Source organism: Thalassotalea sp. HSM 43 (genome assembly GCF_004752005.1).
Lineage (GTDB): Bacteria > Pseudomonadota > Gammaproteobacteria > Enterobacterales > Alteromonadaceae > Thalassotalea_A.
The window spans coordinates 1,755,795-1,768,593 of the sequence record NZ_CP038493.1 but is presented as its reverse complement, the minus strand read 5'-3'; the positions used below and the strand labels follow the sequence as shown (position 1 = coordinate 1,768,593).

The 12,799-nt window shown below is 43.9% G+C and carries 7 protein-coding genes; 5 read left to right on the top strand and 2 right to left on the bottom strand.

Going from position 1 to position 12,799, the window contains the following annotated elements:
• Nucleotides 1–51 precede the first annotated feature (51 nt).
• Nucleotides 52–1,524: a tetratricopeptide repeat protein gene (locus E2K93_RS07550; RefSeq protein ID WP_189637886.1), complete on the top strand. Its 1,473-nt coding sequence runs from the start codon at nt 52–54 to the stop codon at nt 1,522–1,524.
• A gap of 49 nt (nt 1,525–1,573) precedes the next feature.
• On the opposite strand, the gene E2K93_RS07545 is transcribed toward E2K93_RS07550, so the two are convergent.
• Together E2K93_RS07545 and E2K93_RS07540 are read right to left on the bottom strand one after the other, a co-directional pair.
• Complete coding sequence (locus E2K93_RS07545) at nt 1,574–4,198, bottom strand: DUF1800 family protein (protein WP_135438511.1); 2,625 nt, start codon at nt 4,196–4,198, stop codon at nt 1,574–1,576.
• A 10-nt stretch (nt 4,199–4,208) separates the two neighbouring features.
• Complete coding sequence (locus E2K93_RS07540; protein WP_135438510.1) at nt 4,209–5,657, bottom strand: DUF1501 domain-containing protein; 1,449 nt, start codon at nt 5,655–5,657, stop codon at nt 4,209–4,211.
• Between the two features lie 225 nt (nt 5,658–5,882).
• Between E2K93_RS07540 and E2K93_RS07535 the strand changes: the two genes are divergently transcribed.
• The 4 genes from E2K93_RS07535 to E2K93_RS07520 are packed head-to-tail and all read left to right on the top strand — an operon-like array spanning nt 5,883 to nt 12,788.
• Nucleotides 5,883–7,343, top strand: coding sequence for a sulfatase-like hydrolase/transferase (locus E2K93_RS07535; protein WP_135438509.1), 1,461 nt, complete (start codon nt 5,883–5,885; stop codon nt 7,341–7,343).
• Entirely contained in the window at nt 7,340–8,890 is a 1,551-nt protein-coding gene (locus tag E2K93_RS07530) for a sulfatase family protein (protein ID WP_135438508.1), read from the top strand. Before E2K93_RS07535 ends, E2K93_RS07530 begins: the two co-directional genes overlap by 4 nt.
• Nucleotides 8,890–10,332, top strand: coding sequence for a sulfatase (locus tag E2K93_RS07525; RefSeq protein ID WP_135438507.1), 1,443 nt, complete (start codon nt 8,890–8,892; stop codon nt 10,330–10,332). Before E2K93_RS07530 ends, E2K93_RS07525 begins: the two co-directional genes overlap by 1 nt.
• A gap of 5 nt (nt 10,333–10,337) precedes the next feature.
• Nucleotides 10,338–12,788: a glycosyl hydrolase family 95 catalytic domain-containing protein gene (locus E2K93_RS07520; RefSeq protein ID WP_135438506.1), complete on the top strand. Its 2,451-nt coding sequence runs from the start codon at nt 10,338–10,340 to the stop codon at nt 12,786–12,788.
• Nucleotides 12,789–12,799 lie beyond the last annotated feature (11 nt).

Sequence of the window (12,799 nt, the reverse complement as noted above, 5' to 3'; positions counted from 1 at the left end):
CGATGACATTACGACAATAACTGCGCAACATTAAGGATGAGAATAAAGCCCATGAGTAGGTTAACTAAGTTAAGCAAAATATTAGCGATGAACGGCTTACTGTTGAGCAGTCTGTGCTTTGCTAATGCAATTAAAACTGCCGATGACTACTTTAGCCAGCAAAACTATTTACAGGCGTTTGATTCATATTTAGATGCAGCACACGCACAAGAACCTCGCGCTTATTATCAACTCGGTGTAATGCATTATAAAGGGTTGGGAGTAAAGGCCGATCAAGTCAAAGCTTTGGTTTGGTTTACCATGGCCGCGAAAAATAATTATGCTAATTCTGCTGACATAGTTAAAAGCTTGCTCGGCAATGTCGAGGCAGAAGAGAAAACACAAATTAATAAGCTTATTCTGTCGTCTATTAGCAAGTTGGATAAAGAGCTATTGTTTCGCACGTATCGACCTGTGGTAAATAAATCGCTGTTGACTAACCCGGTAACCTTTGCTGGTGTCGACAGCTTGGATGACGTCGAACTTATTACCGACCTAGGCTTTGATGGTGCGCTATCGCCTTTTGCCAATAATTTTGATCCGGTGACCGAAAGCGTTAGCACAGGCAGTGAGGTCGAAGACTTTTTTGTGATGGAGCCATACTTTCTCATCGTTGAGTACGATGTTGCTCGCGATGGTTCGATTCGTAATATTACCGAAATTAAAGCCAGTGGTGATGTACGTTCGGCGGTTTACGATTTATCGTTGAATAGTATGGCTAAACCAAGTTTTGCAGATCAGCCATCATCTTTTGTACATCGTTCTTTTATGGGCATCGCCGGTTACTCAAGACTGCGCATTCGAAATGAATTTGAGATGTTTTATACCAGAACCCGATTGCAAAATAATAAGTTCAAAGACAGTGCCGACCCACAGCAACAATATGTTTATGCGATGACCTTAGCCAGTTTTCCTTGGTTGGTAAAAGATAATAAAGAAATCGATGAAAATCTTGCTAAAGCTGCACACAATGGTTTCCCTGCAGCGCAATACGAATACGGCTTTCGACAATATAGCCAACAAACCAATGTTGAACAGGGCATTGACTGGATTTACCAGGCAGCTCAACAGGACCATAGTCAGGCTCAATATCGATTAGGCAAAATGTTTTTGAATAGTCCATGGCTCGAACAAGATAAAGACAAAGCCACATTTTGGTTGCAACTTGCCGCAGGCAAAGGCCATTTGCCGGCCAAACTTAATCTCGCAGAAATTCGCTTATTGAGCGCAGAAGAGCATTTATTTGATGTTGCAAAAGCGCAAGACTTGCTTGTTCAGTTAAAAGAAACGCACGAAAATTACCCGCAGTATCATTATCTCCAAGCGATGGCTTTCTTAAAAATGGAACCAAGGCAGTTATCTAAAACCGTTGATTTTTTACGCAGCGCCATCGATAGAGGTAACGAACTTAACTGGGATGTCAGTGCTTGGCAAAGAGAGCTTGATAGTTGGACCTCTACAGGTACGGTTACCATTGTTGAATAGCCATAACATACAATGTTAATAATTGATGGGCGCGTAAGCGCCCATTTTGTTATCGCTGTAATATAAACTGAGGTGACGCACTGATCACATAGAGCAGTAATTTATATCGATACTCTGGCGCTAAATCATCGAGTGCAGTAACCAATTGCTCGCTGATTTGTGTCTCGTTATTGGCAGCCAATTGCCCAGCAAGTAAGTAAAAATCAGCATAATCGATTAATGCTTGCGCTTTACTACTGTTATCGCCATTGCTTGACTGCCAAAGTTGTTCAAGGTGTTGCTCATCGAACTTTACACTTAATTGCGCTTTGCTGTAATTGGTAAAGTTTTCCACACGCCAGCGAGACAAACCCGAATAAATAAATTGATAATAGAGATTAATATTGGTGTATAACTGGGACTCTGTTTGCAGTTGCAACTCTGGCGCGACCAAAGACTGACTGGCAAGTTCGCCGGCCGGTGTATAGTCCGGTAAGTAAAAGTTAAACACTGATGCTGCCCCTAGCGCTCGTTGTGCAATTGGTAAATCGCCTAGACGTAAGAGGCTGGCGTGACTAGCATAGCCGTCACTAACGGCTAAATTTAAGCCGTTTTGTTGCTCGTTTAAGGGGATACCCGAACGGGCATTAAATAACCGCATCATTGCTGTCATGTGCAATATAGGCTCTTTTACTTTGCCAAATGTTGTTGAGTTTAACGCATGTGGGTTTCTCGCTTCAGGATCTAGTAAAATTGCCTTCACTGTCGCCTTTAAATCGCCATTTTGTGCAAAGGCGGTGGCGACACGCTCAATATAGGCTGGACTCGGATTTGAGGTGACCAAACGTTGAATCAGTTGGCGTGAAATAAACGGTGCTGTTGACGAATGAGTAACCAGCGCATTGATGGTTTGGTCTAACTCGGTCATAGCGGCTTGGCTGGTATGATTGACGCCCTCATCGATTATGACGGTGTTGCCATTATCGCTAAACAATTGCTTTTGTTCGAAGTCATGAAATTCACTAAAAAATTTCATTGGCTCTAACCAACGGTATTGTTGCTCAGCCACCCAGTCTCCGGTTAAAAACCAATAGTTCTCTTTTTTCACACCGTCGCTAAGCTTATGGCTAAAGGACAAGCCGGTGAAAACTCGTGACATATTACGAATGGTGTCATTGTCATAGGTTTGCATAGGTAAATTGTCAGCGCCCAATTTGACTGCCCCGTTGGCACTACGATGAACTAAGCCAAAACTAAATAATTGCATGATTTCTCGGGCGTAGTTTTCATCTGGGAAATAGCCATTTTCAGCATCTTGTTTTTGGTTGCGTAAATGACTCAGCCAGATACCCATGATGGGGCTTAAGGTGACGTCTTTTAATAGCTGGTTATAGTGGCCAAACGCCTGATTTGCTAATAAATCCCAATAATTTGCCGTGCCCTTGTAGGCGTTTTTAAGTTTTTGCGTTTCATCACTGACCACCAATATTTGGCTTAAAGCAAACGCCATACGCTGCCTTAGCTGATCATTACCATGAATCGCCATATTCCAAAAAGCATCACGACGTATGTTCCAACCATCTTCTCCTTCGCCGTTATTGCCAAGCGCAAAATGCGGTTTAATCTGCTCTGTTAATGCCAGCATGGAATTAGCATCGATATTAATTTGTTGTTCTATCCATTGATTGTATATCGCTATTCGATTGCTGCCATCGTCATTAATCTGCGCTCTAAGTTGCTGATATGATTCAGGTGTTGCGCCAAAGCTGGCTTGATTTAAAAACCGTACAACGTCACGGTCGACATCGGTTTTAGTCAGTTCACCTTGTTGCACTGGGGCGACATTTTCATCGTATTGCAACGTGGCGGTAATTTCGCCATGAGCATAATTGGCGCTGTGAATGTTGACGAAAAATAGGCCTGAAAATAACGCGTCTAACATCTCCTGTTGCGTTTTAAAAATACCGCCAGGGGACAGATCCCACTCAAGATTACTTACGTTACCAAAAGGCTCTATATCTTTTATTGCTTGACCTGAAGGCGAAACATGAATGTGTTGATCGGTTTGCTCCGAGCTAAGATTTGAAAAGGAATAGTTTAAATAGCCATGTGAGTTGTCGCCGGCAAGAATAAAGCTTAGAACACCAGACGCCGAGGTAAGTGCATCGCCTTGTGGTCTAAAGGTACCATAGAAAACTTTACGGCTTTGGGCACTGTCTTGATCGTCAATAAGCTGTATGTCGATGTTGCTGTGCCCAAGAATGTATTGGCTATTTTGAGTTAACGTTACTGACAATGTTTCTGGAACTTCATGCTGTTCATCTTGAATTGGCACAACTTCGATAATGCGTGAATTTTGATTCTCTTCTATGACAAAACTGGCGCCAACATCGCTGCCATCCGCATATTTTAGATTGTAATCCTGTGTATTGGCAGAGCCTAGGGTGATATCACTATTACCGGTCAGCTGATAACCAATTGTTAGGCTCTCGGTACCGCTATCGCGGCTGATCTTAAACTTGGCAACCTGGCCATTTGCTTCCACGGCTTGATTGAGCAGAGATTCGATTTTGACGCTTGGTGTTGGATCGGGAGACTTAGCGACAGGATCATTCTTGGAGCCGCCTGATCCGCCACCACAGGCACTAAGCAGAATCGTTAAAGCGACTGCAACGCTTGATTTAATATGCTTCATTGTTCTGCCTCTACTTTAAAAATGCCAGATTTGCTGCACTGGCAAATGGGTCACTAAAGTTATTAATGCTTGGAAATAACGATGGCAGGGCGATCTTTTCGACACCAAGCCAATTGGCCATAATGGCGTTCACTTGTGTGGTGGCAGTGGTCGGAATCCAGCGCCCGCGGCCATCACTGGCATCCAAGCCCTGACGTAACATTAAATCTGGATGGCTGCCGTACAATTTACCGCCATCGACCATACCGCCAAGCACCATGGCATGTCCGCCCCAAGCGTGATCGGTGCCAGTGCCTTCGTCGTTGCCATTTGGGGTTAAGGTTCGACCAAATTCTGAGCCAATAAAGGTCAAGGTATTATCAAAGTCGCCTTGGGCGACTAAAGCATTGCGAAATGCATGTAAGGCGTCGTTTAATTCTTTTAGCAGTGCTTGGTGATTAATGAGAATGTTTTGATGGGTATCAAAACCACCCATTTCGACAAAGTAAACCGGTCGATTATTGGTTTGTGCTTGTCGTCCCGCAAGCATTTTCGCGATGGTTTTTAATGATTGGCCTATTTTACTGTCATTGGCGCCGGCGCTGCTAAATATATCGTCGTAGTCGACACCATTTTGTGCAGCACTAGTAAAGGTACTATTGACAATGACTTCGGCTTGTTGGGCTGATGAAAAAATATCGCGATATTTTTGCATCATCAAATGCGATGACTCATCCACATGTTGATAATTTTGATTGACCAACCACTTTCGATTCCCCGTGTATTTCGTTAACGCGATTGCGCCGTTATGGTTCATGGCATAGGTAGAAGGTTGCCCATTACGGGTTACTTGAAAACTGTTTAAACCTGACAATGATATCAGTGGCGATATATTGGTACTTTGGTTGTAGTCTTGCAATAACTCGGCCATACGGCCACCCCAGCCATGGCGAAAGGGTTTCACTGGCTCACTTTGAAACTGCAATTGTTGATCGCTGTGTGAATAAAGTTGTGGTGGTAAGTTGGCGGTTTTGTCTAAAATTGCGTCGCGACTTGTTGGTTCTACGAGGTTACCTAGATTACAGACAAAGGCCATTTCTTGTTGATTAAACAAGGTCGCCAAATCACCACAAGATGGATGTAAGCCAAACCCTTGGTATTCGGTATCGTTATATACATTAGCAGTGTCTTGCAATTGCAACGGATGTAATTGCTCGTTGGCAATTGCTATGCTGCGACGACCGTGTTCATAATTGCGGCGTAACGCACTGTCGCCATGGGGGATCAAGGTGTTGAAGCTATCATTACCACCGGCAAGGAAAACATAAACTAAGGCTTTAAAGTCTTGTTGCTCTGCGCTCAATGTGCTGGCTTGTACGAGCTGCGACCAACCGGTAGCACTAGCGCCCGCCATCGATGCAGATAGCGCTGATATTTGCTTTAAAAACTGCCGGCGTGATTTATTGTTATTATCTGGCATATGCGTTTCTCAACTCTATTTTTATTATTTGGTATTATTTATAATATAAAATTAATTGCTTGTCGATTTTATCAACAATAATTACTGATTCGTTGTTTTCGCTTGATGACATCGGCTTTACAATAAATTTACAAAAATTTGTAAACGATCATAACGCCAATGATTGAGCTTGAATCGACAAAGTGATAATGTAGTATTTATATTATAATTAAGTTAAGCATTGATATGTTGTTTATAAGAACGATGTTACTGGTTATCTCTGCCTCAAGCGTGTTGGTAGGCCAAGCATGGGCTAGTGGCAAGCTAACGGCTGAGCAGGTCAGTGGCAATTCAGTTAAGCCTAATTTGGTGATCATTCTTACCGATGACCAAGGTTATAACGATGTCGGATTTAATGGTTCGCCAGATATACGAACGCCAAATATCGATAACATTGCTGCACAAGGCACACGATTTACCAATGGTTATGTAACGTTCCCTGTCTGCGGACCATCTCGAGCGGGTTTACTGACGGGACGTTATCAAGGTCGTTTCGGGTTTACTATCAACCCCACCATTGACCCTAGCGTCGAACAAAATGGCATTCCAACGTCTGAAAAAAACATAGCTGAAGTGTTACAGCCAGCGGGTTATAAAAGTGCCATTATAGGTAAATGGCATATGGGTACACACCCTGATCTTCGTCCGAATCAGCGTGGTTTTGATTTCTTCTACGGTTTTTTATCCGGCGGTCATCGTTACTTCCCTGAAGAGTTAACCATTAATGATCTTGGTGATGTTAAGAACAAGTTTGATTGGTATAAAACGCGATTACTTCGCAATGAGACTCGCGAAGATATCAGTAAGTATTTAACCGATGAATTGTCTGATGAAGCGGTTGAGTTTATAAAGCGTGAAAAAGACAATCCGTTCTTTTTATATGTCGCCTACAACGCACCGCATGCACCAGTGCAAGCAACGCAAGAATACCTGGATCGTAATCAACACATAAAAGATAAAAAACGTCGTACTTACGCGGCGATGATCAGCTCTGTTGACGATGGTGTTGGACGAATTATGGAGACATTGCAGCAGCAAGGTATCGATGACAATACCTTGGTGGTGTTCTTATCCGATAACGGCGGTGCAAAAACAAATGGTTCAGACAATGGTGAGCTGCGCGGTCATAAAAACTTATTATTTGAAGGCGGCGTTCGCGTACCATTTGCTATGCGTTGGCCTGGAAAAATCCCTGCTGGTGTTGATTATCACCAGCCGATTAGCTCATTAGATATTATGGCGACTATCGTATCACAGGCCAATGTTGATACCAGTGACAACAAACCTTTAGACGGTGTTGACCTGATTCCGTTCTTAACGGGTGATATAAAAGGCCAACCGCATGATGTACTGTTTTGGCGTCATGTCAAGACCGATTCTCATGCGTTGCGCCGAGGGGACGATAAAATCGTTCATGATAGGCAAGGCGACTACTTGTTTGATATGCAAAATGACTTTGTAGAGCAGGATAATTTATTGCCACAAAAGGCAGCGCAATATCAAACCTTAGAGAAAGAATATCAAGCTTGGGAAGCGCAACTTATTGATGCGATCTTCCCTGGCCTAAACCATTGGCCGAAAACGACATCGGTGAAAAAATCGAAAAAGAACAAAAAAAAGAATAAAAATAAGGCGAAACAGAAATGATCAAATCAACTAAACTTATCACCACAGTTATCGCATCAGCGATGCTGTTTGGTTGTGGTCAATCGAGTGTTGAGCAGCCAGTAGAAGTGGTTGCCAAAGAGCAAAAAAGACTGCCAAACGTGATAATTTTTTATATCGATGACTTGGGCTACGGTGACTTAAGCAGTTATGGTGCTAGCGGTGTGCAAACACCAGAAATCGATCGTATTGCCAATAAGGGTATTCGTTTTACCGATGGCCATTCATCGGCGGCAACGTGTACACCGTCTCGTTATTCACTGCTAACCGGTGAGCATGGCTTTCGTAACAAGGCAAAAATATTAAAAGGGGATGCTCCAGCCTTAATTCAACCTGGCAAACCAACCTTGGCGTCTATGTTGAAAAAAGCCGGTTATACCACAGGAGTGGTGGGCAAATGGCACTTAGGATTAGGCAATGGCAACGTTAATTGGAATGAAGCGATTAAACCTGGTCCATTAGAGATAGGTTTTGACTACAGCTTCTTATTGCCTGCGACCGGTGATCGCGTGCCAACGGTTTACGTTGAAAATCATCACGTAGTCGATCTTGATAAAAATGATCCAATCACGGTCAGTTATAAGAAAAAAGTCGGTGATCGCCCTACCGGTTATGAAAACCCTGAATTACTGCGTTATGTCGCCGACAAGCAGCACAATGAGACGATTGTTAATGGCGTGAGTCGTATTGGCCATATGGCTGGTGGCGAGTCAGCATTGTGGACAGATGAGGACTTTGCCACGGTATTTACCGATAAAGCCATTGAGTTTATGCAGGCCAATAAAGATCAACCATTCTTCCTATTTAAGTCATATCACGATATTCATGTACCAAGACTGCCTAATGATCGCTTCAAAGACAAAAGTACAATGGGTGTGCGAGGTGATGCCATTGCACAAATGGACTGGATGACAGGGCGCGTGATTCGTGAAGTTGAGCGCTTAGGATTAGCTGAGGATACGCTGATTATCTTTAGTTCAGATAACGGTCCGGTATTATTTGACGGTTACCAAGATAGTGCCATTGAATTACTTGGCGATCATAAACCAGCAGGCCCATTCAGTGGTGGTAAATACAGTCGCTTAGAAGCAGGCACTCGCGTGCCTACCATTGCTTACTGGCCTGGCACCATTACACCGCAGGTTAATGATGCTTTGGTTTCGCAAATGGATATTTACCGCTCGCTAGCAACGTTAGTTGGTGTTGACGTAGCACAAGATGAAGCGGTAGATAGTTTAGATCAACTACCAGTATGGTTAGGTGAGACTGACAAAGGTCGTATCGATCTGTTAGAAGAGTCGCTCAGTAACGTCGCATTACGACATAATAACTACAAGTTCATTCCGGGCAGTGAGCAAAAACCGAGATTCATCAAATCAAAGAAAATTCGTGGTGGTTACCAAAAGCAGCACCAACTATACGACCTAAACCTTGATCCAGGTGAAAACAACAATATTGCTAAGCAAAACCCTGAACTTGTTGCACAGTTTGAAGCCCGTGTTAAAGAGATTGTTGCGGGTCGCTATTAATGAAAATTGTTATTCGTCAGGCCACGCAGGTGATCAAATCCTGCTTAGTATTAGCTCTTTGTAGCGCACCTGTTGTTTATGCCAGTGGCGATGCATTGCCCAGTAAAAATGTTGATAAACCGAACTTTGTGATTATTATTGCTGATGATTTAGGTTACGGTGATTTAGGTTATACCGGAAGTACCGAAATCCGCACGCCGAATATTGATGCATTGGCAAACAGCGGTGTTATCTTTGAGCAAGGTTATGTATCTGCACCGGTATGCGGTCCGTCTCGTGCCGGTCTGATGACCGGTCGCAATCAGGTAAATTTTGGTTTTGATAACAACAACGTCAAACCTGGACCGCAATACAACCGTGAATATTTTGGCTTGCCTGTAACCGAGAAAACCATTGCCGACAGATTATCTGAGCAAGGTTATGTGACCGGGTTAATGGGCAAGTGGCATTTAGGAGATGAAGAGCATTTCAAAGCACACAATCGAGGCTTTGACGAAGTTTGGACTTACCCCGTTGGCGGACATGATTATTTTCGCTCCGAACCTGACGGAGAAGGCTATTTATCACCACTGGAGAGCAACTACAAAACCCCGGACCCAATCACCTATATTACCGATGATACGGGTAACGAAAGCGTCGACTTTATCAAACGCAATAAAGATAAACCATTCTTCTTATACGCCTCATTTAATGCACCACATGCACCACTGCAGGCACCTGAGCAAGATATTGCTCTGTATAGCCACATTAAAAATGAAAACCGCCGAATTTATGCCGCGATGATCCACCGACTTGATATTAACGTCGGCCATATCATAGCCCAGTTAAAACGCAGTGGAGTATACGACAATACGGTAGTCGTGTTCTTAAGCGACAATGGTGGCCCAGGTAAAGGTCTTGATTCAAGAACCGTCAATGCGCCATATCGTGGCTCAAAAGGTATTTTACTGGAAGGCGGTATTCGCGTGCCATTTATCATGTCGTGGCCGGCTAAATTAGCCGCCAATACGGTCTATAAAAGACCGGTAACGGCACTGGATTTAACGCCGACCTTTGTTGCATTAGCTGGTGGCAGCATCAGCAAAAAAGACAATATCGACGGTCATAATATTCTGCCTTACGTCAACGGCGAGCAACTTGGTGATCCTAATCAAGAAATGATGTGGCGATTTACCGTCAGTGCGTCTATTCGTGATGGTGATTGGAAACTGATTCGCTTACCTGATCGATTACCCATGCTTTATAATGTTAAAGACGATGTCGCCGAATTGCATGATGTCGCTAGTGAGCATCCGCAACGTGTACAGACCATGCTTAAAGCTCTAGGCAGTTGGGATGTGTCAACACCACAACATTTGTATATGGAAGGGGCGAAATACAAAAAAATTCAGTTGAGAAGTTACGATGCTGAATATCGAATCGTCCAACCAGTTGCAAAGTAAGCTTGATGATGTCGCAAACAACGTCGACGCTAGAGCAGCTTGTTTCGGGCAACCATACTAAAACATGGTTGCTGCTCATTAGCGTGCTGCTATCGCAATGCAGTTTTGCCAACGACAACTCGCCATATTTTGATTTATGGTACCAACAGCCTGCGAAGATTTGGGATCATGCCTTACCAATTGGTAACGGTCGATTAGGGGCTATGGTGTTTGGTGGCATTGTACAAGAACGACTGCAATTAAATGAAGACACCATGTGGGCAGGTAAGCCGACGGATAAATACAATAAAGGCTCAAAACAACAACTTGAGTTCTACCGAAAAGCCTTATTTTCCGGTGATTTTAAAACGGTTGATGACAACATTATGAAGGACTTCTCCATTGATATGGAGCCAAAACGTTCTCATCAAACTTTGGGTGACTTACATATAAACTTTGCTCATGGCGAGCAAGTCAGTAGCTATCAGCGAACACTGTCGCTAGAAAACGCCATATCCACAGTGCAATATCAGCTCGATGGTAGCCAATATACTCGGCAAACATTTGCCAGTGAGCCAGCACAAGTGATGGTGACTCGCATCACTGCTGATACGGCAAAAGCGATTAGTTTTAATCTCGTGCTCTCTCGCCCGCAAGATAACGGCTTTGAAACAGCGACAGTGCGTAACATCGGCGACGATAGTTTGCTTATGGTTGGCCAAGTTACCCAGCGTGGTGGCCTCGATCCGGATCACGGCGCAGGTGTTAAATTTTATAATCTTGTCAAAATTGTCGCCCAAGGTGGCAAGGTATTTAGCGAAGATAATCGGTTATTCGTAGAGAATGCTGATCAAGTTGATATCTTTATTGCCGCCAACACAAATTTCTATAGCGAACTATACCAACAACACACACATGAGCAATTAAATGCCGCCATTGGCAAGGGTTGGTCAGCGCTTAAACGACAACACATACAAGATCACCAAGCTTTGTTTAAGCGTTCCGCTCTTGTAATGCAAACAACCGCCAACTCAGTACTTGCTACCGATCAACGTCTGAGTAAGGTACAGCAAGGTGTCGAAGACCCAGCGTTTACCGCTTTGTATTACCATTATGGTCGCTATCTACTTATTGCGAGTTCACGGGTTGGTAGTCAGCCCGCTAATTTACAAGGGATTTGGAACCGCCATATAAGAGCACCATGGAACGCAGATTATCATGTCAATATTAATCTGCAAATGAACTACTGGCCGGCAGATATTGCTAATTTAAGCGAGTTGCAGCAGCCATTATTTGCGTTTATACAGCGTCTTGCCGAACGCGGTAAACAACGTGCCGAACACAACTTTGGCGTGCGAGGCTGGGTTAGTCCTCATGCCACAGATATCTGGGCGTCACCATGGACAAGAGCGACAAAGCCGCATTGGGGCTTGAGTCATGTCAGTAATGCGTGGTTAATGAGTCATATGGTCGACAGCTACCAGTTTTCACAAGATGATGAATTTTTACAATCACAGGTTTGGCCATTATTAAAACAAGTCTGTTTGTTTTATTTTGATTGGTTGGTACCACATCCAGACAACGGCAAACTGGTTTCAGGGCCTGCTGCCTCGCCGGAAAACTCTTATCTGGTAGAGGAAGGCGGAAAACTTGTGGCTCGGGCGACAACCATGGGGCCTGCCATGGATCAACAAATCATCGCTCAATTATTTAAAAATAGCCTACGCCTTGGTAAAAAGTTGGCGGTTGATGACGAATTCTTAACACAGCTTGAGCAACATTACGCTAAATTGTCGCCGGGTATCCGCATTGATGACACAGGGCGGATTATGGAGTGGTTTTATCCCTATCCAGAAGCAGAGCCAGGGCATAGACACATCTCGCATGTATATGCTTTGTACCCAGGAAATGATATTCACCCACTGATCACCCCTGAATTTGCTAAGGCCGCGCGAAATACTATCGACTTTCGTCTCCAACATGGCGGTGCAGCGACAGGCTGGAGTCGAGCTTGGATGATTAATTTTATGGCTCGCTTATACGATGGCCAATCCGCTAAACAGCATTTGGATGTATTGTATCAACGGTCAACCTCGAGCAATCTATTTGATCTACACCCGCCGTTTCAAATCGATGGTAATTTTGGTGCAACGGCAGCGATTGTGGAAATGCTATTGCAATCCCATGCCGGCTTTATCGACCTGCTCCCTTCGCTGCCTAAGCAGTGGTTAAATGGCGAGATTCGCGGCATCAAAGCACGGGGTGATTTTGAGCTCGATATTAATTGGCAAAATGGCCGGTTAGTGGGCGCTCACATGCGGGCAGGCGTTTCAGATAAAGCGAGAGTTCGTTATATGGGTAAGCACATACAGATCACCAACAAGGATGGTGAGGCAGTTCCTGTTACACATTTACAACATGGCATTGTTGAGTTTCGCACTGAAGCCAATAATGTGTATAAAATAACAATGAAATAATAAGTGAATAT